This is a genomic window from Parvibaculum sp. (assembly GCF_049651025.1).
Taxonomy (GTDB): domain Bacteria; phylum Pseudomonadota; class Alphaproteobacteria; order Parvibaculales; family Parvibaculaceae; genus Parvibaculum.
On the sequence record NZ_JBASBH010000106.1, the window covers coordinates 144,760 to 165,404 of the forward strand.

A 20,645-nucleotide genomic window follows, 5' to 3' on the forward strand; every position below is an offset into this window, starting at 1 on the left:
GTGACACTCAGGCCGCAACAGAAATGTTGCGGCCTTTTTTTGTGCTCGTGTCGGCGGGGCAGGCGTTAACGTCGCTTCCCGGCGGAATGGAATATTAAACGAACGAACCAAGTCCGAATCGATGACCGCCTCGTTTTCGGGCTTCGTTCACGGCTAAATGTGGTGGTTCGGCAAGCGCCCAGGCAGACAAGGCGTTAACGCAGGGGCAAGCATCATGGTGCTTTCGCCTGCTGGACCACGGTCTATAGTGTCGCCATCGTCATTCAAGAAAATGCGACATAGGGGAGACCAGTTTATGGATTTCGATATTCCGAAAGACATCCAGGACTATCTGAAGGTGCTCGACCTCTTCATCGATAAAGAGATCAAGCCGCTTCAGGCGAAGGACGACAATGAGCGTTTCTTCGACCATCGCCGTGAACATGCCCGTACCGATTGGGACAATCAGGGCTTGCCGCGTCACGACTGGGAAGCGCTGCTCGGGCAGATGCGCAAGCTTGCCGACAAGGCAGGTCATCTGCGCTTCGGTTTGCCGAAGGAATATGGCGGGCAGGATGGCAGTAACCTCGCCATGGCCGTCATCCGCGAGCATCTGGCCGCCAAGGGCCTCGGCCTTCACAACGACCTGCAGAACGAAACTTCGATCGTCGGCAATTTCCCGACGGTGCTGATGTTCCGCGACTTCGGCACGGATGCGCAGAAGAAGAAGTTCATTCCGGGCTCGCTTGACGGTTCGGTGCGCGTCGCATTCGGCCTGACCGAGCCCGATCACGGTTCCGATGCGACATGGATGGAAACGAAGGCGCGTCGCGAAAAGCGCGACGGCGTCGATGGCTGGCTCATCAACGGCCAGAAGATGTGGAACACGGGCATGCATGTTGCGACGCATGACTTCGTGTTCGCGCGCACCAGCGGCAAGGATGGCGACGCGCTCGGCATCACCTGCTTCATCGTGCCCGTCGATACGCCCGGCGTGAAGATCGAGGAGTATCTCTGGACCTTCAACATGCCGACGGACCATCCGCGCGTTTCCTTCACCAATGTCTGGGTGCCGGATGGCGAATATCTCGGTGATCCGGAGCGCGGTCTCGAACTCGCACAGCATTTCGTGCATGAAAACCGCATCCGTCAGGCGGCATCCGGCGTCGGCGCAGCGCAATATTGCATCGATCAGAGCGTGATCTATGCAAAGCACCGCAAGCCCTTCGGCAAGCCGCTGGCATCCAATCAGGCGATCCAGTTTCCGCTCGTCGAAGCGCATACGGAATGCGAGATGATCCGCAACCTCGTCTACAAGACGGCGTGGCAGATGGATCAGATGTCGAAGCCCGATGTCGCGAAGTACCTCTCCGACAAGGTTTCGATGTGCAACTACCGCGCAAACCGGCTTGTCTGTCAGGCGGCGGATCTCGCAATGCAGGTGCATGGCGGCATGGGCTATTCACGCCACAAGCCGTTCGAGCACATTTATCGCCATCATCGGCGCTATCGCATCACCGAAGGTTCGGAAGAGATACAGATGCGTAAAGTCGGCGGCCATCTCTTCGGCTTCATGGGCGCAAATCGTCCCGTGAAGGCGGCGGAGTAAAACGCGCGGCGTTGATGATTGATATCAAATGATCAGGAGAGCCGCCGCACGTCAGTCGCCGGCGGCTCTTTTTTGTGCGCGGGACGAATAGCGCAACCGGGAGACGGGCAGGATCAATGTCGCCGTTGTTCCCTGGCCAAGTATGCTGTCGATGCGGAACGTGCCGTCGTGAAGTTCGACCAGCGCCTTGGTGATCGAGAGGCCGAGACCGGTGCCGCCGTTCTGGCGCGCGCTCGTATCGTCGACCTGACCGAAGGGCTCCAGCACCTCGCCGAGCTTGTCCGCAGGAATGCCGATACCCGTATCGCTGACCGAGAGTTCAAGTTCGCCGTCAGGCGCGATGCGTGCGGCGATGTCGATACGCCCATGATGCGGCGTGAATTTCGCCGCATTGGATAGAAGATTCAGCATGATCTGACGGATTGCGCGCACATCCGCATGAACGAAGGGAAGATCGGCTTCGGTCGAGAGCATTACTATTTGCTCTTTTTCCGTTGTGCGCGGTCGCACAATCTCGATCGACCAGCGCATGACCTCGGCAAGGTCCATATCCTGCTCTTCGAGCGGATAGCGTCCGGCCTCGATCTTGGATATGTCCAGAATGTCGTCGATCACATTCAACAAATGTGCACCGCTATCGTTGATGTCCTTGGCATAGTCGGTGTAGCGGGGCGACGACATGGGACCGAAAAGCTCATCGCGCATGATTTCCGAAAAGCCAATGATTGCGTTTAGCGGCGTCCGCAGCTCGTGGCTCATATTGGCGAGGAATTTTGTCTTGGCGCGGTTTGCCATTTCTGCCGTCCGCATCGCCTCGCGCAGTTCCTGTTCGGCGAGGCGGCGATTGATGGCGATGGAGGCAAGGCGTGCCGTGCCGAGCAGATAGGCCGATTCCCAGGCGCTGGGTCCGCGCGGGTCTTTGAGATAAACCCCGATCCCACCGATCCCGCCTTTGTCATTGGCTGACAGAATATTCTGCAGCCAGAACGCGCGCACGCCGTAAGCCTGCGCGAAGTCCTTGACCTCCTGGCCATTCTCTTCAGCCAGCAGATCGGTGATGACGAGCCGCTGAGTCGTGCCGGAGATGGCCTTTCCAAAGGCGCTGTTCTTGTTTGCTTCCCAAAAAGACTCGACAGCTTCGCGGAAGGATGAGGGGAAGCTCGGTGAGGCGCAGACCGTGAGGCGACGCTCTTCATCGGTCAGATAGACGGCGACGCTGGCGGACGGATTGGCTTCCTCGGCGCTTTTTGCCACCAGCATCATCACTTCTTCAAGTGAAGCATCGGCGGCGAGCGCCTCAAGCACGCGGAACTGGCTCATCAGTTCCATCTGCCCGCGTTTGCGCTCGGTGATGTCGCGCAGGTTGAGCACATAGCCTGAGACGTTCGGGTCGTGGCGCAAATCCGTCACTGACGCCTCGTACCAATGAAGCTTCCCATCGGCCCGCTTGGTATGGAATTCGAGATTTTCGCCCGCAAGTGCGACGGCGCCCCGTGCGTTCAAACTCTGCACCACCCGGTCGACTTCTGCGTCTTGCAGGAAGGAGAGTGCCGAGCGGCCGATCATGTCCTGGGGGCTGTAGCCGATCGTTCGCACGGAAGGTGAGGCGTAGTTGATGATGCCGTCGCCATCCGTGACGAGGATGGCGTCAAAGGCGTTTTCGACGAGGGCGCGGAATCTCTCCTCGCGGCGGCTGATTTCAGCATTTGCATCTTCGGCACGTTGACGCGCGGCTTCAGAAATGTCGCGCGCGGCGGCAAGGTCGGCAATGAGATCCGCGTTATGAAAACGCAACGCTTGTGCGTCTTCGGCGCTGAGGCGCGCCTGACGGGCTGTGCGGATGAGATAGAGGTACGTCACCGCAAAGCCCAGTCCCAAAGCTTCGAATGTCGGCGTGCCGGCGAAGATGCAGCCGATGATGGCGGCAATCGCTGTGGGGCCGGTGCAGGCGTAGAATATCGAGCGGCGAAAGGCTGCTGTCGTTGACGCAGCGATGACGTGAACGATCTGTATGAGAATTATACCGAGATTCTGGATGTCGGCGCCCGGCACCCAGAAAAGTGGAATCATGCCGATCCAGACAATGTTCATCAGCGCGTAGCGGATGGCGGCCGCCGTGGTCCAGCCTTGTGCGTCTTCTGTGGCGTGGGAAAGAAGCCGGCTCTGGAAGAACGCGTATTCGACCTGCAGCGCCGCGCCGGTGAGCCACCAGACAAGGGTCAGTGCCGGGCTGTGGGGGCTTTCCAGAAAGAATGCGAAGGCGGCGGTGACGGCAGGGTAAAGAAGCGGCAGGGCGCGATAGCTCCGCACCACCGATCTGAGAAGATCGAGGCCGATCTCGTCCTGTCGCCTCGCGTCGACCGTCATCCGGCTCTCCCCCCGCCAGCCGTGCTTTCCTGCGTGATACGTCGTTTGCAGACGATCAGCCGGGTCCCGAGCTCACGCGCATGGGCGTTTGAAGTGCCCATTTTGGTCTGGCGGGGTAAATATTCCCTGAAGGGGAGAGGGGTCTTTAGAAGTTGTCATCCGGGCTGGGGATGAGGTCGATGGTCTTTTTCTTGTAGAGCTTTTTCGTCCGGACGCGGCAGGTGGCGGCGGTTTCGGCGTCGAGCTTGTCTGAGGGCTGCCAATAAGCAGGGGACCAGGCATCGGACCGGCGGCGCGCTTCGCTTCGTTCTTCCGCGGTCAGTTCGTCGCGCATTTTCTGGGAAACGGACATGTCCGGCTGCACGCCCAGCGAAAGCAGGGACGGGTTTTTTGTGTATAGATTTGCCCAGGCACCAGCCTCGATCTTGTTCTGCGGCGCGTTTTTGCCTTCAAGGTAAATGCGCGCGAGAGCCTTTTGCGCGTCCGGCCAGCCGCCATTGGCAGCGCGGGCGAGCCAGGTCACCCCGTCTTCGGCCTTGCCGTTACGAATGAAGCATTGGCCGAGTGTCGCCATGGCGCCTTCATAGCCGTGGCCGCGATAGGCAAAGCAGGTCAGCACGGAAATGCTTTCAGGCGTGCAATTGCCTTTTTCGGCTTCTTCCACCGTATCCGAATAGAGGGTACCCGCCGGATCGAGTTCGCGGGCGGTCGGCATCAGATTGCCATCGGCGTCGCGCTTGCGGCCGCCGCCGGCATTGCAGGCCGTGAGAAGGACTGCGGCGGCGATGAGGAGCGACATGGTCGCCATAAGGCGGACATATGGGCGGCTTGCGGTGGTCATTGAATTTATTCTTCCCCTCGGCATGGCGGCAGGCAGGTTCCCCGGTTTTAGACCAACGGTTGTGCCGGTGATGTCCGTCGTTTGGTGCGAGGTGCCCCCTCGCATTGCAATGCTGCGCCATGGTGTTGGCATTTGGTCGTAATCGCAAGTGAACTTGATACCTGTCCCCTTATTCCGACATCAGCGCGAGCGCCTCGTCGCGAATGGCGCCGAGGCGTTCCGGTGCGATCAGAAGCGCCGAGAGTGCGAAATCGGCGACCATGCGGGCTTGTGCGGGCGCTTCGCCTGCCGCCAGCGCAACAGGCGCTTCGTCGAGGCTCATCACGAGGCGTGCAAGACGGGCCGGATCGCCGGGGCGGAAGTCGCCGCTTGCGATGCCTTCGGCAATCAGCCGCGCAAAGGTTTCGATAAGGCGTTCGCGGGCAGCTCGAGCTTGCGCAAAGCGGGGATGGCCGAGCTCGGGCAGCAAGAAGACCGCCTTGACGTTGTTGGCAGTGTTGGAGAGCGACAGGGTATCGGCATGGATGGCGGCATAGAGGCGCGCAGGCGCCGCGCCGGGCAAGGCCTCAATGCGTTTAAAGATGGCGAGCGGCTCGGCAAGAGCGAGCATGAATAGCGCGTCGAGGATCGCGTCCTTGGTCTTGAAATAATGGAAAAGGGTCGGCTGGCGCAGCCCTGCGGCGGCGGCAATGGCCTGTGTCGAGGTGCCCGCAAAGCCCCGGGCGACGAAGAGGGCGGCGGCTGCATTCAGAATGTCATGGCGCGTTGCGGTACTCGCCTTGACGCCGTTCGCGCGCGGACGCCCGGCCTTGCGGTGAGGGTTGTCCGGTCGGATTTCGAGCGTTTGCGTCATGGTGAAATAATTTCTATCAGATGATAGGTATTGACACAATATGGAGATTTGACGAGGCTCGCTGCGCATTTACGCCCAAGGGGAGGCCATCATGGCGCAAGGCGACCGCTCATCCGCTCTCGATCAATTGCGCCACGCCGCTTCGCTTGGGATCGATGAGGCTGTTTCGCTGCCGCCGCGCTGCTATCGCGACCCGGCTATCTATGAACTGGAGCAGCGGGAGATTTTCGGGCGTGATTGGATCCATATCGGGCGGGCTTGCGACATTTCCGAGCCGGGCGACTATCTTGCCGCCGATCTGCCAGGCGCTGCTGTGATGGCGGTCAGGCAAAAGGATGGCAGCATCAAGGTGTTGAGCCGCGTCTGTCGCCATCGCGGTGCGCTGGTCGCGTCGGAAGGCTCCGGCCATAGCGGCGTGTTTTCATGCCCTTATCATCGCTGGACCTATGAGCTTGATGGCAGGCTACGCGCCGCGCCCACGATGGAAGGCAATCCGGCTTTCAAGCGCGAAAATTGCGCGCTGCCTGAATTCAGAATGGAAATCTGGCAGGGCTTCATCTTTGTGACGCTCAGCGCCGATGCAGCCCCGCTTGGTGCCGCGCTCGCGCCGCTTTCGGTAATGATCGACAAATATGACATTGGCGACTGGCGATCGGCTTTCTCGGTCGAAGACGTCTGGGACACCAACTGGAAAGTTGCTTTTGAGAATGCCTGTGAGAGCTATCACCACATCGGTTTTCACCAGCATTCGCTCGATCCGATCTGGCCGGGGCTCACCACTCAGCCAGGCAAGGGCGACGAAGCTTTCAATTTTCATGTCGTGCCAAGCATCCCCGATTTTCGCTATCGTGAAGTCGAAGGCGTCACGCTCGACGATGGGGCCATGTCCCATTTCTTCATTTGCGGCATCTACCCCTCGCTGACACTGGTCCTTGCCGGCCCGAGCACCATCTGGTTCAGCTTCGAACCTCTGTCTGTCGACCGCGTGCGGGTTCGCGCTGGGCAATTGAATCCGGCGGCCTATTTCGATGCGCCCAATCTTGAAGAAATGGTGGCGGGCGACCGGGCCATGCTTGTAGGCATTCTCGAAGAGGACAAGGTGGGCTGTCTTGGGGTGCAGCAAGGCCTCTCCATGGCCGATGCAGCTTCTGGCCCGCTTTCGCCGCTGGAGCGGCCTATCGCCGAGTTTGTGCGCTATCTCGCACGACGGCTCGCAGCTTGACGCAACGGCATTTTGTAGTTTGTGGGCAGGCCCATTCTGGCGTTTGACCCTCGCCAACTCTTCTCCGATACTCCGCGCGATTTTGGACCGCACTTGTGACGCTCGGCCTTTGGGAGGCGCAATCCGCCCATGTTAAGGTCGCGTCTGCGGAAATTCGGGTGAAAGTGAAGACTATGGCCGGCAAGAAGACCGTTAAAGACTGGGAAGCATCGGTCGAGAAGCAGACCAAGGGCGCAGGCGTTTCCTCGCTTGTCTGGCACACGCCCGAAGGCATCGACGTGAAGCCGCTCTATACGGCGGAAGATCTGGAGCGCCTCGCTTCGGAAGGTTATGACGCGAATACGCTGCCGGGTTTTCTGCCTTTTACGCGCGGGCCGCAGACCACCATGTATGCCGGTCGTCCCTGGACCATCCGCCAGTATGCGGGCTTCTCGACCGCTGAAGAGTCCAATGCTTTTTATCGCCGCAATCTCGCGGCGGGCCAGAAGGGCCTCTCCGTCGCCTTCGATCTCGCTACCCATCGCGGTTATGACAGCGATCATCCGCGCGTCGTCGGCGATGTCGGCAAGGCAGGCGTGGCGATCGATAGCGTCGAGGATATGAAGATCCTCTTCGACCAGATCCCGCTCGATGAAATGTCCGTCTCGATGACGATGAACGGCGCGGTCGTTCCGATCCTTGCCAACTATATCGTCGCGGCGGAAGAGCAGGGCGTTTCCCAGGACAAGCTTGCGGGCACCATTCAGAATGACATTCTGAAAGAGTTCATGGTCCGCAACACCTATATCTATCCGCCCGAGCCTTCGATGCGGATCATCGCGGACATCATCGGCTATTGCTCCAAGCATATGCCGAAGTTCAACACGATCTCCATCTCCGGCTACCACATGCAGGAAGCGGGTGCGACGCAGCTTCAGGAGCTCGCCTTCACGCTTGCCGACGGGCGCGAATATGTGCGCGCGGCGCTGAAGGCGGGTCTCGACGTTGACGAGTTCGCGCCGCGTCTTTCCTTCTTCTTTGCCATCGGCATGAACTTCTTCATGGAAGTGGCGAAGCTGCGTGCCGCGCGCCTGCTCTGGTCGCGCATCATGACGGAGTTCGGCGCGAAGGATAGCAAGTCGCTGATGCTGCGCACGCATTGCCAGACCTCCGGCGTTTCGCTGACTGAGCAGGATCCCTACAACAACGTCATCCGCACCACCATCGAGGCACTGGCCGCCGTTCTCGGCGGCACGCAGTCGCTGCATACCAATGCGCTTGATGAAGCCATCGCGCTGCCGACGGAGTTTTCGGCTCGCATCGCGCGCAACACGCAGCTCGTCATTCAGCATGAGACGGGCATCACCAACGTCATCGATCCGCTTGGAGGCTCCTATTACATCGAGAGCCTGACGCATGCGCTGGCCGAAGAGGCCTGGAAGATCATCGAAGAGGTCGAAGAGCTTGGCGGCATGACCAAGGCGGTCGCCACCGGCATGCCTAAGCTCAAGATCGAGGAAGCTGCGGCGCGCAAGCAGGCACGCATCGATCGCGGTCAGGAAGTCATCGTCGGTGTCAATAAATACAAGCCGGTGAAGGAAGATCCGATCGATATCCGCGATATCGACAATGCGGAAGTGCGCGCAAGCCAGATTGCACGGTTGCAGAAGATGCGCGCGACGCGCGACGAGACCAAATGCACGGCGGCGCTGAAGGCACTGACGGAGGGCGCGCGCGGCAACGGCAACGTGCTGGCGCTTGCTGTCGATGCAGCGCGGGCGCGTGCCAGCGTCGGCGAGATTTCCGACGCGATGGAAGAGGTTTTTGGCCGCCACCGTGCCGAGATCAAATCCATCTCGGGCGTTTACGGTCAGGCTTATGAAGGAGACGCGGGCTTCATGCAGATCCAGAAAGAGATCGAGGAATTTGCCGAGGCCGAAGGCCGCCGTCCGCGCATGCTCGTCGTCAAGATGGGGCAGGACGGGCATGATCGCGGCGCGAAAGTCATCGCGACCGCTTTTGCCGATCTCGGCTTCGACGTTGACGTCGGTCCGCTTTTCCAGACGCCGGAAGAAGCCGCGCGCGACGCTATTGAAAACGACGTGCATGTCATCGGCATTTCGAGCCTTGCAGCCGGCCACAAGACGCTGGTGCCGACGCTGGCCGAAGCGTTGAAGAAAGAAGGCGCGGGCGATATCCTCATCATTTGCGGCGGTGTCATTCCGCAGCAGGATTATGAGTTCCTGAAGAAATCAGGCGCAGCCGCCATTTTTGGCCCCGGCACGAATATCCCCGCCGCTGCATCGGAAATCCTGACGCTTATCCGCGAAAGAAGCCGCAACAAGGCCTAAGTCGCACATGTGTCTTGCGGCAAGCTCCATCAGGAGCTTGCCGCTTTATTTCATCGCCGTTTTTGTTTTTGCGTTTGGGGCGGGCTCGCGGGTCGCGAGACGCTCCTTCACTTGCGTCAGCTCCATTACTGCGCCGCCAAGCGGTGTTCTGAGCTGGAAGCGTACCGGCATATAGACGCGACCGCCGTCGAAGGGCGCGAGCCAGACTTTCATGTCATCGTTCCGGCGCAGCATGTCGGTGAACTTGCGTCGTTCGATCGGTGCCACGGCGACATAACGGATCGTGCAGACAATCGCCGTCACGGGTTTTGCGAGCCCGCGCGGTGTCATCTGCTTTTCGCCTTCATAGGCAAGCTTCAGATCGTAACGCCGCTTGCCGTCAAAAACGGGGATCGTGCGATCGCAGGGATTTTCTCCCGCGACCACCGGCATGATGAAGGCGCTGATCGGGTCGAGCGTATTCTGCTGGAGCGATGGCATCACATCATCGAGATCGCCCGGATTGTAGGGTGGTTCGGCCGTGAGGCGCGGCATGCCGTCCCGGCTATAGGACATCGTTATCTTGCGCGTTTTTCTTTCGGCCTGCGTGTCGGAAACATAGTGATGCGGCTGCACGTGCTCCTGCGTCAGGCGGCCTTCGCTCGAAAGCTTGTAATCGGCAGGATAGAAAGTGCGTGTCGTGCCTGCTGTGCCCATCGTCGCGGCAAGGCGATAGTTGTCGTCATCCATGACGGCTTCGAAATTGCCGCTGATGAACAGAAGTCCGCCGACATAGATGGTGAAGCTGGCGGCGACGTCAGTCGGTGTGGCGATGGCGGCATCGGCTTTTATGTGTTCAGCAGATTGTGCCGGTGTGACAGCAAGCAGTGTGGCGAGCGCGAGGCCCGCCAGCGGCAATCCGTTTTTTCGTCCGATTTCGCGCATCATGGTCGGCCCTTCCTCGGAATGGTCGATGATATGCTTCAAGTTTGGCTATGCCCGGCTGAACAGAAGCTGAACGCTGGGAGGCTTTGCCGGTTCCCTCTGGCGTCAGCTCTGGACGGGCCGGGGGCAAGACAGTATGCAACTTGTTATGGTTGAGACCAGCATGAAAACCCCCGGGGGAAGCGGAGAACAAGGTGGCGGATAGGGGCATTGTCGATCCGGCGGCGTTGGCGGCCCGTATTCGCGCGGGCGAGCGAACGGCTTTGGCGCGGGGCATAACACTTGTCGAATCTTCGCGCGCCGATCATCAGGAAGCTGCGCAAGCCATGCTGACCTTGCTTCTGCCGGATACGGGCAAGGCAGTGCGGCTTGGGCTTTCGGGCACGCCGGGCGTCGGCAAGTCGACCTTCATCGAAGCTTTCGGCATGTTTCTGACAGCGCGCGGCCACAAGGTTGCGGTGCTCGCCATCGATCCTTCGTCAACTCGAACGGGCGGCTCGATCCTTGGCGACAAAACACGCATGGAATTGCTGGCACGCGATCCCAACGCATTCATCCGTCCCTCGCCATCCGGCGGCACGCTTGGCGGCGTTGCGCGGCGGACGCGTGAGGCAATGCTGCTGACCGAAGCGGCAGGCTTTGACGTGGTGCTGATCGAAACCGTCGGCGTAGGCCAATCGGAAACGGCCGTTGCCGACATGGTCGATATGTTCCTGCTGCTGCTGTCTCCCGGCGGCGGCGACGAGTTGCAGGGCATCAAGCGCGGCATCATGGAGCTGGCCGATCTCGTCATCGTCAACAAGGCTGATGGCGATCTCATTCCGGCGGCCAAGCGCGCGGCGATGGAATACAAGTCGGCGCTGCATCTGATGCGGCCCAAGACCTCCCATTGGCGGCCAGAGGTTCTGCTGGCATCGGCCCTGAAGAATGAAGGCATTGCCGAAATCTGGGCGGCGGTCAAGGCGCATCGCGAAGCAATGTCAGGTCCGGGAGAACTCGCGCGGCAACGCGCCGATCAGGCGGCGGCCTGGATGTGGACCGAGATTCGCGAGGGGCTTTTTGCCTCCCTGAAGCAGAACAAGGACGCAGCGCACCTCATTCCGGTGCTTGAGGCGCAGGTCCATGCCGGAACCATGACGCCGACGGTTGCTGCGCGGCGGGTGCTGGAGCTGGTTTTCGGCACGGATAAGGGCAAGGATTAAGGTATTTCGGGCCGAATCATCAGGTTTTTAGTGCCTTTTGAGCCTCATGCGGTTCCCGCCTCTTGACTGTCCCCGGTGGGCCTTTTATACGTGCCCGCTCAATGGCGCGCCCATTTCGCCGCGCTGTAACCACATTCTCGAAACCTTACGGAATCGGGTTTGCCCCCGGGAAATCTCCTGCCGGGCCGCCCCACCGTGAACTGCAAGGAATAGCTCATGTCGCGCCGTTGTGAACTGACCGGCAAGGCCGTGATGTCCGGCAACAATGTGAGCCACGCGAACCGCAAGACGCGGCGCCGGTTCCTGCCGAACCTTTGCGAAGTGACGCTCATCAGCGATGCGCTGGGTCGTCAGGTTTCGCTGCGCATTACTGCCCATGCGCTCCGCTCGGTTGAGCACAATGGCGGTCTCGACACCTTCATCCTGAAGGTTCGCAAGGAAGACCTCTCGGCGCGCGCGCTGAAGCTCCGCACCAGCATCGAAAAGGCGAAAGCCGCCGTTCAGGCTGCTGCGTAATCGCGCACTGCACGAAATTTCGTTAATGCTTAAAACGGGCTGCCTTTCGAGGCAGCCCGTTTTGCTTTCTGCTCCCGTGTAGTCTCGTATGTGCAGCCGATCAGACGATCGCCTGCGCATTTATCCTCGCGCCAGTGAGCGGAGTTCGCTGCCGAGCGAGCGAGTGAGTAATGCTGGCGGCGTTGCATATCAGATTCCAGAATCTCTTATTACCCCGACGTCTTTCATGCGAAAGGCCGGTTAGTGCTGGATGAATATGGGGCCGAGTATTTTCCATAGGCAGGCGTAACCGCCTTTAAATTTCGCTATGCGAAATTACATTTCATTTATTGACAGGCTCTCGGAATCCATGCAATACCAAATCCTGCAAACGGGGGGCGTGATCAAGAGGATGCAGAAATGCATGCTCGAAGACAGACGGCTCGATCGCCAGAACCCCTGAAATTGGATTTGCAACGAGTGTCGTCATGACGCGCGAGCCCGTAAAGGGAGTCGCCGATTGCGATAGTGGTCAACGAGCTTGGTAGAGCTCTCGTTTTTGGGGTTCGATTCACTGCGATGTCTTACGTCGAATCTCGGATAGTTTCCCGTCGCGCAATTGGCTTCGTCGCAGTTGCCATTTTCCATGTGGCGCTGATTTATGCGCTGGCAAATGGCCTTGCGCAGACTGTCGTCAATGTCGTCAAGGGGCCGATCGAAGCATCGATCATCGAGACGCCCGATACACCGGACGATGTTCCGCCGCCGCCCCCACCGCCCGCGCTCGATGTTCCGCCGCCGCCGTTTGTTCCGCCGCCGGAGGTGACGATCAATCTGCCTCAGGCGGCTGCGCCAGCGACGGCGATCACTCAGGTTCAGACGAAGGCGCCGGTATCCAATGTTGTGCCACCGCAATCCGATCCGCGGCACAAAAACCGTCAACCCGAATATCCGCCATCGTCTCGTCGTGCGGGTGAAGAGGGAGTGGTGCTGCTCCTTCTCTATGTGAACGAACGCGGTCGCGTACAGGAAGCGCGCGTCGAGACATCGAGCGGCTTTCCCAAGCTCGACAAGGCCGCTGTTCGAGAAGCAGAGCTGAGCTGGCGTTTTCTGCCGGCGAAAGAAAACGGACGTGCCGTTGCAGCCTGGCACAAGTTCTCCGTGAGATTCCGATTAACGGACTAGGTGGCATTGCCTCAGAACCGCAATGAAGGCGGACCACGAAACTCCGGTAGCAGAAAAGATATGTGCGAGAGGAATGCCCAAAATGAAAAACGTTTTCGCTAAGCCTGTAATGCTTGCGGCCATTGCTGCCAGTATCATGTTCATCAGTCTTCCGCTGCTTGCTCAGTCGGGCGACGCATCATCTACAACCAATTCATCTTCGCCGGTTCCCTCCAATCCGGCCTCGCAACCATTTGTAACTGATGGCGTAACATCGCCTGCAGACGGCGTTGTGGGCGATGTCGCATCCCAACCTCCCTCCCCGGATGCCGCACAGAATATGGATTCGATGTCGAGCCCGACTGAGACTTCTTCTGAAGGTCCCATGACGGAAAGTGCCGCTGACGCAATCGAAAATCCTTATGGTTTGAAAGCGCTTTGGGCCCAGGGCGATTTCGTGTCGAAGACCACGCTGATCATCCTGGCGATCATGTCCATGGGTAGCTGGTACATCATCGTGATTAAGCTCTGGGAACAGCGCGCGCTGATGGCTGAGGCACGGAGCGTCTCCAAGAAAATAGCCGCGGCAGGCGGAATTCAGGCCGGTGTCGAGAAGCTGTCGAAATCAAGCGTATTTCGTGCAGTGGCTGATGAAGGGTTTCTCGCGGCCCAACAATACGAGAAGGGCCTTGCAGGCGAAGTGACGCTTGTTGAGTGGTCCAACGCTTCCTTGACGCGGACGCTCGACGTTGCCGGTTCTCGTTTCCAAAACGGTTTGGCATTCCTGGCCACGGTTGGTTCAACTGCGCCGTTTGTGGGCCTCTTCGGCACTGTCTGGGGCATCTATCATGCGCTGATCGCAATTGGCGTCGCAGGGCAGGCGTCCATCGATAAGGTTGCTGGTCCGGTCGGCGAGGCTTTGATCATGACGGCTATCGGTCTCGCCGTCGCTGTGCCGGCGGTGCTTGGTTACAACTGGCTTGTCCGCCGCAACAAGGCGGCGCTCGAAGCGCTGCGCCGTTTCTCTTATGACGTGCTGCTGCAGATCTTGCAGAGCGGATCTGGAGACGTGCAGAAGCGCGCGGTTGCCGGTCGATAAGGTTCCCTCGAATCCAGAAGACGGGAAGAGGCCGAAAGCCTTTCGTCTCCTTCCTGTCCCCGGATGGCAGTTGAGAAAGCAAGACCATGGCTATGAACTTAGGATCCGCTGGTGGTGAGGAAGACGAAGTTCTTTCCACGATCAACACGACACCGCTCGTCGACGTGATGCTGGTGTTGCTGATCATCTTTCTACTGACAATTCCCGTGGCGATCCAGACCGTGCCACTGGACCTGCCAAGAGCTTCCAACATTGCCAACGTCACCAAGCCTGAAAACATCGTGGTAGCGGTCGACGCGGCGGGCCAGGTGTTCTGGAACAATGAGCGCATGGCCGACAATCAAGCATTGCTTGACAGGATCAAGCAGGTTGCCGTCAAGGAGCCCCAGCCGGAAATCCACGTCAGGGGCGACAAGAATGCGAGGTTCGAATTCGTCGGGCGTGTGATCGTCAATTGCCAACGCGGCGGCATCATGAAGGTTGCTTTCATCACTGAGCCCGATCACGGCGGAAATCAGGAGCACTAACGTGGCAATGAATGTCGGCGGCGGCTCTCGCGAAGATGACGTGATGATGGACATCAATACGACGCCGTTGATCGACGTCATGCTGGTGCTCATTATTATGCTCATCATCACTATTCCAGTTCAGACGCATTCGGTAAAACTCGAAATGCCGCGCGATTCCGTTGCTGTTCAACCGACGGAGAAGCCGGAAGTGGTCGATCTGGAAGTTGACTTTGACGGGACTGTGTTCTGGAACGGAAATGCGGTTCCGAACACTGGGCTTCTCGATGAATACTTGCGTGGTGCAGCGCGCGCGGACCCGCAGCCGGAGATCCATCTGAAGCCAAATCGGCTGGTGAAATATGACTATGTCGCCCGCGTGCTTGCATCCGCGCAGCGCCTCGGTGTCACGCGTATAGGTTTTGTCGGTAACGAACAGTATATGGACTAAGGGAAGAGTTATGCGCCTGTCATTGAAGACGTTACTGGTGTCCAGTGGCCTTGCAATCATATCGACGTTTTCGGTGACGCCATCGGGCGTGATGCTCTGGACCTCCGAGGCGCAAGCTGCCCCGTCGATCGGCGCTAAGGTCGGCAAGCCGTTGAAAGAGGGGCAAGATCTTTCCAGGAAAGAGAAATTTGCCGACGCGCTTGTCAAAGTGAAAGAGGCAGACGCCGTTTCCGGCAAGACGGCTTATGAAACCTTTGTCGTGAACGATTTTCTGACGTTTCTCTACGTCCGGACAAAGAATTATGCCGGGGCAGTAAAGTCGGCGGAGGTCGCCTGGGGTACAGGTCTCGTTCCGGCAAAGGAACGCGCACAGCGACTGAAGACGATCGTCCAACTCAACTATCAAGTGAAAAATTACGACAAGGCAATCAGTTTCGCGCAACAATATGAGAAAGAAGTTGGCGCGGATGCAGGGCTGCAGGTGTTGGTTGTGCAGGCCTATTATCTACAGAACGATTATGCAAACGCCTCAAATTCGGCCCGCAAGCTCGTTGCTTCGGCGCGTGCCGGCAATCGGAAGCCTGCGGAAGATCTCCTGAAGCTTTGGATGGCGAGTACTTTCAAGCAGAAAGACAATGCGGCAAGCCGAGAGGCGTTGACGGCCCTTGTCGAGCATTATCCTTCACGTGCCTATTGGAACGACCTTTTGAACATGACGGCTTCGGCCGTGGGCCGGTCCGATCGCATGTCGCTGGAAGTTTATCGTCTAAAGCTTGTCACCGGCGCTTTGCAGGATCCTGCCGACTATGTCGAGATGGCGCAGATGGCCATTCAGCTTGGATTGCCGGGAGAGGCACAAACGGTAATGGAGCGCGGTTTCGACAGTAAAATTCTTGGCGGGGCAAACAAGGGGCGCGAACAACGCCTGCTCAATATGGCACGGACGCAAGCGACGCAGGACAAAGCCTCCTTGCCGTCGAGTGCGGCCAATACGAAAGCCAAGGCGGCATTGGGCGAAGCTTATGCTTCCTATGGCAAGCATAAAGAAGCTATTGCGCTTTATACCGACGTGTTGCGGGATGCGGGTTACCAGGACGCTGGCCTCACACGATTGCATCTTGGCCAGGCGCTGTTGGCACAAGGCAGCAAAGCGGAAGCTCGCGCAGCATTCTCTTCGATCAAAGACAGGAAAGTCGCACCACTAGCAGAGATATGGCGACTCGCGGCGAAGTGATTGCGCGCCCGCTATTGTGGAGTTACAGAAGAGATCGCTTCGGCGGTCTCTTCTTTTTTTTCAGGTCAGCGTGACGAGCCGTGTGCCTGCTGTGACCTGATCTCCAACATCCACGAGAATGGATTCGACGATAGCGTCTGCCGGCGCGAGTATGTTCTGTTCCATCTTCATGGCTTCAAGAACGACGAGCGTTTCACCGCGGCGAACGGGCGTACCGACTTTAACCGTGACGCTGATGATGCGGCCGGGCATGGCGGCAGTGATGTCGCCCGTCGCATTCTCATCGGCATTTTCTCCGCCATTCCCATCGACGTAACCGAGCTTGTAGGTGCGCTCCTCCGTCATGATCAGCAGATGGCTGTCAGTGCGGTGTACGCTTGCGCTTAGTCTTCCGCGCGGGGTCAACGAAACGATCTCGTGCTCGCCCTCACGCCGGGCCGAGACGATCATGCTGCTGCCCGGGAGTGTGAGACTATATGTTGGGTGATCAGGCGTGCCGCTGTAGGCGGCCTCGACCGTGATGACCCCTTCCGACGTTGCGAAAGACAGCAAGTGATGCTGGCGCACCGAACCGAGCCGCCAGCCGTCATTTGCATGCCAGGGCGACCAAAGATCATCAGTGGCGGGTGGGGGCGTCGCTCCTGTTTTCGGTAACAACCGATCGAGCGCCGCAATTGCGAATACGCCATCAGGCGTGGCGCGGTGTTCAGGCAGCAGGGTGTCGCTATGGCGCTCAATGAAGGCTGTGTCGACGTCGCCCGCCACGAAGGCGGAATTGGCTGCAATATCGCGAAGCAAGTCCAGATTGGTCTGGACGCCCGCAATACGCACTTTTCCAAGAGCGCTCCGCAAACGACGAATGGCGCCCGATCTCGAGCTGTCCCAGACGATCAGCTTTGCGATCATCGAATCATAGTGCTGCGTAACCCAATCTCCCTCGCGAACGCCCGTATCAACGCGTGTATGCGTGTCATTTTCCGGCGTGACATAGCGCGCCAGTTGTCCGATCGCGGGCAGGAAATTGTTTTCAGGGTCTTCCGCGCAGAGCCGTACCTCTATGGCATGGCCGTTGAGAGGAATCTCGTTTTGCGAAAGCGGTAGACGGCCACCTGCCGCCACTTCGAGCTGCCAGGCAACGAGATCCTGCCCTGTGATCATTTCTGTCACGGGGTGCTCCACCTGCAGACGCGTATTCATTTCCATGAAGAAGAAGCTATCCGGCCGCAGTCCTTGAGATGCATCGGCGATAAACTCGACCGTTCCGGCACCCCGATAGCCAACCGCCTGCGCCGCGGCGACGGCTGCCCGGCCCATGAGCGCACGCATTTCCGGCGACATGCCGCAGGCCGGAGCCTCTTCGAGCACCTTCTGATGGCGGCGCTGGATCGAGCAATCGCGCTCATGCAGGTGAACAGCATTGCCATGCGCGTCTGTAAAAACTTGAATTTCTATGTGGCGCGGCTGCAGGACATATTTTTCGATCAGCACGCGATCATTGCCAAAGGCATTGGCGGCTTCGCGTTGCGCGCTGGCCAGAGCCTCAGCAAAGGTGTCGGCGCTATCCACCCGCCGCATTCCCTTGCCACCGCCACCTGCGACGGCCTTGATGAGAACCGGAAAGCCGATGCGTTGTGCTTCGTTTGTGAGAAAGTCCGCGTCTTGATTTGGGCCGTGGTAGCCGGGCACGACAGGAACGCCGGCCTTTTCCATGATTGTCTTGGCGGCACCTTTGAGCCCCATTGCGCGAATGGCAGTGGGCGGCGGTCCGACGAATATGATGTCTGCCGCCTCGCAGGCTTCAGCGAAATCTGCGTTCTCGGAGAGAAAACCATAGCCCGGATGAATGGCATCCGCGCCGGCAGATTTCGCGGCAGCGATAATGAGGTCACCCCGCAGGTAGCTTTCCTTCGGTTCCGCAGGCCCTATACGAATTGCGCTATCGGCAAGTTGAACGTGGGCGGCATTCTGGTCGGCATCGGAAAAGACAGCGACAGTACGAATGCCAAGTTTCTGCGCTGCGCGGATAACGCGGCATGCGATTTCGCCACGGTTGGCGACAAGAAGGGAAGAGATCATGCGGTCGGACATTCGGGCCTTCACATACGGAAAACGCCAAAGCGTGTTTCAGGTATCGGGACGTTGAGCGAGGTTGAGAGGCACAGGCCGAGCAGTCGGCGCGTATCGCGGGGCGCGACGATGCCATCGTCCCAGAGTCTCGCTGTGGAATAGTAGGGGTGGCCTTCGGTGTCGTATTGAGCGCGGACGGGAGACTTGAACGCTTCTTCGTCTTCTGCGCTCCAGCTCTCGCCTCGCGCATCGAAAGCGTCTCGCTTGACCGTGGCCAGAACGTTCGCGGCTTGATCGCCGCCCATCACCGATATGCGCGCATTGGGCCAGAGAAAGACGAAGCGCGGACCGAAAGCCCTGCCGCACATGCTGTAATTGCCTGCTCCGTAAGCGCCGCCAATGACAACGGTGAATTTGGGCACTTTCGCGCAGGCAACCGCCGTCACCATTTTTGCGCCGTGCTTGGCGATGCCATCTTCCTCGTATTTCTTGCCGACCATGAAGCCGGAGATATTTTGCAGGAAGAGGAGCGGAATTTTCCGCTGGCAGCAAAGCTCGATGAAATGCGCCGCCTTGACTGCCGATTCTGAAAAGAGCACGCCATTGTTGCCGAGGATGCCTACGGGATAGCCGTGAATGTGCGCGAAGCCGCACACGATCGTTTGCCCGTATAGCTGCTTGAACTCGTTGAAGACTGATCCATCGACAAGACGTGCGATGACCTCTCGCACGTCATACTGAACGCGTGGATCTGCCGGGATGATGCCATCCAGTTCCGAGGTGTCGTAGAGCGGCTGCATGGACGGACGCGTTTCGATATTCGGCGTCTTGCGTGTATGCAGCGTGTCAATAATCTGTCGCGCGATAGAGAGCGCATGCACATCGTTCTGGGCGTAGTGATCGACTACACCGCTCTTGCGGGCGTGCAGATCGGCGCCGCCGAGGTCTTCCGCGCTCACCACTTCGCCTGTCGCAGCCTTGACGAGCGGCGGACCGCCGAGAAAGACCGTACCCTGATTACGTACGATCACGGTCTCGTCCGACATGGCGGGCATATAGGCTCCGCCTGCTGTACAGGAACCCATAACGACCGCAATCTGCGGGATGCCGATTTCCGAGAGAGTGGCCTGATTGTAAAAGATGCGTCCGAAATGCTCCCGGTCGGGATAAAGCTCGGCCTGGTTGGGCAGGTTGGCGCCGCCTGAATCTACTAGGTAGATGCAAGGCAGGCGGTTCTCCCGTGCAATCTCTTGCGCGCGGACGTGCTTCTTGACGGTGAGTGGATAGTAAGTGCCGCCTTTTATCGTCGATTCATTGCATACGATAACGCATTCGCGGCCTGCGACGCGCCCGATGCCGGTGATGATGGCAGCGCCGTGAATGGCACTGCCGTACATCCCATTGGCTGCGAGAGGACTTAGCTCCAGAAAGGGAGAGCCCGGATCGAGAAGGCGTTCGACGCGCTCGCGCGGCAACAGTTTGCCACGGGCGATGTGGCGTTCGCGCGAATGTGCGTCGCCGCCGATGGATGCTTCCGCGGTCTTCGTATTGAGATCCGAAACAAGCCGGGACATCGCCTCGGCATTGGCCTTGAACGATGCGGAGCGTACATCGACGCTCGTTTTCAGGACGTTCATGGGGATTGTTTTCCACCCGATGTTGAAAACCGAAGATGGACGCGTCGGGGAAATTGGTCAATATAAATTTCACTATGCAGTTTTAAATTTCGAAAATACTAGGTACGTTATTGGGCCCAATGAGCGATGCTTTCGCTCACGAAACTCGCTGCTATGGAGATATTTGATGCTTGAAGTCGAGAACCCTCGAGACCTGATTGCCCATGTTGGTGAAGAGCTCGGCACGAGCCGGTGGATAGATGTCGACCAGACAATGATCGACGCTTTCGCTGCTGTGACGGGCGACCATCAATGGATTCATGTGGACAGGGAGAGAGCGGCCAGGGAGATGCCTGACGGAAAGACCATCGCGCACGGCTTTCTAACGCTCTCGCTGTTGCCGACGCTAGCAGGTCCGTTGCTGACCGTCAGGAACAAGGGGCGGGGTCTTAATTATGGGTTGAACAAGGTCCGCTTCATCTCGCCGGTCAAGGCAGGAGCCCGGATACGGATTCATCAACGCTTGATCGCCGCCGATCCTGTGGATGGTGACGGTGTACGCTTTGTTTGTGCATGTACGATCGAAATTGAGGGCAGCGACAGGCCCGCAATGGCTGCGGAGACTATTTCGATCAACTACCCGTCCGCCTGATGCGGCTAGCGCTGTCGAGGGCGCGCGCCTACAT

General features: G+C 58.8%; 17 protein-coding genes. 11 read left to right on the plus strand and 6 right to left on the minus strand.

Features of this window, described 5'->3' with window-relative positions; all coding sequences use genetic code 11:
• Nucleotides 1-295 precede the first annotated feature (295 nt).
• Nucleotides 296-1,588 (plus strand): acyl-CoA dehydrogenase family protein, encoded by a 1,293-nt coding sequence (locus WA943_RS14450; RefSeq protein WP_424470592.1) that lies wholly within the window; start codon nucleotides 296-298, stop codon nucleotides 1,586-1,588.
• A gap of 51 nt (nucleotides 1,589-1,639) precedes the next feature.
• Here the strand turns inward: WA943_RS14450 and WA943_RS14455 are convergent, their stop codons facing one another.
• From WA943_RS14455 to WA943_RS14465, 3 genes are all read right to left on the minus strand, one after another.
• Entirely contained in the window at nucleotides 1,640-3,955 is a 2,316-nt protein-coding gene (locus WA943_RS14455; protein WP_424470593.1) for a PAS domain-containing sensor histidine kinase, read from the minus strand.
• A 145-nt stretch (nucleotides 3,956-4,100) separates the two neighbouring features.
• Nucleotides 4,101-4,796: a hypothetical protein gene (locus tag WA943_RS14460; protein WP_424470594.1), complete on the minus strand. Its 696-nt coding sequence runs from the start codon at nucleotides 4,794-4,796 to the stop codon at nucleotides 4,101-4,103.
• A 169-nt stretch (nucleotides 4,797-4,965) separates the two neighbouring features.
• Nucleotides 4,966-5,649 carry a TetR/AcrR family transcriptional regulator gene (locus WA943_RS14465; RefSeq protein ID WP_424470595.1) on the minus strand — a complete coding sequence of 228 codons (684 nt, stop codon included), beginning with the start codon at nucleotides 5,647-5,649 and terminating at the stop codon, nucleotides 4,966-4,968.
• A 91-nt stretch (nucleotides 5,650-5,740) separates the two neighbouring features.
• Here WA943_RS14465 and WA943_RS14470 point away from each other — a divergent pair, with 91 nt between their 5' ends.
• Together WA943_RS14470 and scpA are read left to right on the plus strand one after the other, a co-directional pair.
• A complete protein-coding gene (locus WA943_RS14470) occupies nucleotides 5,741-6,871 on the plus strand; it encodes an aromatic ring-hydroxylating oxygenase subunit alpha (protein ID WP_424470596.1) in 1,131 nt (376 codons plus the stop codon).
• A gap of 173 nt (nucleotides 6,872-7,044) precedes the next feature.
• The gene (scpA, locus tag WA943_RS14475) at nucleotides 7,045-9,201 is read left to right on the plus strand and encodes a methylmalonyl-CoA mutase (RefSeq protein WP_424470608.1); all 2,157 of its coding nucleotides are present in this window, start codon (nucleotides 7,045-7,047) and stop codon (nucleotides 9,199-9,201) included.
• A 45-nt stretch (nucleotides 9,202-9,246) separates the two neighbouring features.
• On the opposite strand, the gene WA943_RS14480 is transcribed toward scpA, so the two are convergent.
• Nucleotides 9,247-10,167, minus strand: coding sequence for a DUF3108 domain-containing protein (locus WA943_RS14480; protein ID WP_424470597.1), 921 nt, complete (start codon nucleotides 10,165-10,167; stop codon nucleotides 9,247-9,249).
• A 152-nt stretch (nucleotides 10,168-10,319) separates the two neighbouring features.
• On the opposite strand from WA943_RS14480, the gene meaB reads away from it, so the two are divergent.
• The 7 genes from meaB (at nucleotide 10,320) to WA943_RS14515 (ending at nucleotide 16,276) form a co-directional block, all read left to right on the plus strand.
• Nucleotides 10,320-11,327 (plus strand): methylmalonyl Co-A mutase-associated GTPase MeaB, encoded by a 1,008-nt coding sequence (meaB, locus tag WA943_RS14485; protein WP_424470598.1) that lies wholly within the window; start codon nucleotides 10,320-10,322, stop codon nucleotides 11,325-11,327.
• Between the two features lie 216 nt (nucleotides 11,328-11,543).
• A complete protein-coding gene (gene rpmB, locus WA943_RS14490) occupies nucleotides 11,544-11,843 on the plus strand; it encodes a 50S ribosomal protein L28 (protein WP_424470599.1) in 300 nt (99 codons plus the stop codon).
• A 507-nt stretch (nucleotides 11,844-12,350) separates the two neighbouring features.
• Complete coding sequence (locus tag WA943_RS14495) at nucleotides 12,351-13,007, plus strand: energy transducer TonB (protein WP_424470600.1); 657 nt, start codon at nucleotides 12,351-12,353, stop codon at nucleotides 13,005-13,007.
• A gap of 82 nt (nucleotides 13,008-13,089) precedes the next feature.
• Complete coding sequence (locus WA943_RS14500) at nucleotides 13,090-14,085, plus strand: MotA/TolQ/ExbB proton channel family protein (RefSeq protein ID WP_424470601.1); 996 nt, start codon at nucleotides 13,090-13,092, stop codon at nucleotides 14,083-14,085.
• 92 nt (nucleotides 14,086-14,177) lie between these two features.
• On the plus strand, nucleotides 14,178-14,612 hold the full coding sequence (locus WA943_RS14505) for an ExbD/TolR family protein (protein WP_424470602.1): 435 nt from the start codon (nucleotides 14,178-14,180) through the stop codon (nucleotides 14,610-14,612).
• A 7-nt stretch (nucleotides 14,613-14,619) separates the two neighbouring features.
• Complete coding sequence (locus WA943_RS14510; RefSeq protein WP_424470609.1) at nucleotides 14,620-15,042, plus strand: ExbD/TolR family protein; 423 nt, start codon at nucleotides 14,620-14,622, stop codon at nucleotides 15,040-15,042.
• A gap of 10 nt (nucleotides 15,043-15,052) precedes the next feature.
• Nucleotides 15,053-16,276, plus strand: coding sequence for a tetratricopeptide repeat protein (locus WA943_RS14515; protein WP_424470603.1), 1,224 nt, complete (start codon nucleotides 15,053-15,055; stop codon nucleotides 16,274-16,276).
• 60 nt (nucleotides 16,277-16,336) lie between these two features.
• On the opposite strand, the gene WA943_RS14520 is transcribed toward WA943_RS14515, so the two are convergent.
• Nucleotides 16,337-18,352, minus strand: a complete 2,016-nt coding sequence (locus WA943_RS14520) for an acetyl/propionyl/methylcrotonyl-CoA carboxylase subunit alpha (RefSeq protein ID WP_424470610.1) — start codon at nucleotides 18,350-18,352, stop codon at nucleotides 16,337-16,339.
• 20 nt (nucleotides 18,353-18,372) lie between these two features.
• Complete coding sequence (locus WA943_RS14525; RefSeq protein WP_424470604.1) at nucleotides 18,373-19,980, minus strand: carboxyl transferase domain-containing protein; 1,608 nt, start codon at nucleotides 19,978-19,980, stop codon at nucleotides 18,373-18,375.
• Nucleotides 19,981-20,146: 166 nt separating this feature from the next.
• Between WA943_RS14525 and WA943_RS14530 the strand changes: the two genes are divergently transcribed.
• Nucleotides 20,147-20,611 carry a MaoC family dehydratase gene (locus WA943_RS14530; RefSeq protein WP_424470605.1) on the plus strand — a complete coding sequence of 155 codons (465 nt, stop codon included), beginning with the start codon at nucleotides 20,147-20,149 and terminating at the stop codon, nucleotides 20,609-20,611.
• The last annotated feature ends 34 nt before the right edge of the window (nucleotides 20,612-20,645 follow it).

Coding starts and splice junctions, on each gene's coding strand:
- WA943_RS14450 (WP_424470592.1), top strand. CDS start 296: ATGGATTTCGATATTCCGAAAGACATCCAGGACTATCTGAAGGTGCTC.
- WA943_RS14455 (WP_424470593.1), bottom strand. CDS start 3,955: ATGACGGTCGACGCGAGGCGACAGGACGAGATCGGCCTCGATCTTCTC.
- WA943_RS14460 (WP_424470594.1), bottom strand. CDS start 4,796: ATGACCACCGCAAGCCGCCCATATGTCCGCCTTATGGCGACCATGTCG.
- WA943_RS14465 (WP_424470595.1), bottom strand. CDS start 5,649: ATGACGCAAACGCTCGAAATCCGACCGGACAACCCTCACCGCAAGGCC.
- WA943_RS14470 (WP_424470596.1), top strand. CDS start 5,741: ATGGCGCAAGGCGACCGCTCATCCGCTCTCGATCAATTGCGCCACGCC.
- scpA (WP_424470608.1), top strand. CDS start 7,045: ATGGCCGGCAAGAAGACCGTTAAAGACTGGGAAGCATCGGTCGAGAAG.
- rpmB (WP_424470599.1), top strand. CDS start 11,544: ATGTCGCGCCGTTGTGAACTGACCGGCAAGGCCGTGATGTCCGGCAAC.
- WA943_RS14500 (WP_424470601.1), top strand. CDS start 13,090: ATGAAAAACGTTTTCGCTAAGCCTGTAATGCTTGCGGCCATTGCTGCC.
- WA943_RS14505 (WP_424470602.1), top strand. CDS start 14,178: ATGAACTTAGGATCCGCTGGTGGTGAGGAAGACGAAGTTCTTTCCACG.
- WA943_RS14510 (WP_424470609.1), top strand. CDS start 14,620: ATGAATGTCGGCGGCGGCTCTCGCGAAGATGACGTGATGATGGACATC.
- WA943_RS14515 (WP_424470603.1), top strand. CDS start 15,053: ATGCGCCTGTCATTGAAGACGTTACTGGTGTCCAGTGGCCTTGCAATC.
- WA943_RS14520 (WP_424470610.1), bottom strand. CDS start 18,352: ATGATCTCTTCCCTTCTTGTCGCCAACCGTGGCGAAATCGCATGCCGC.
- WA943_RS14525 (WP_424470604.1), bottom strand. CDS start 19,980: ATGAACGTCCTGAAAACGAGCGTCGATGTACGCTCCGCATCGTTCAAG.
- WA943_RS14530 (WP_424470605.1), top strand. CDS start 20,147: ATGCTTGAAGTCGAGAACCCTCGAGACCTGATTGCCCATGTTGGTGAA.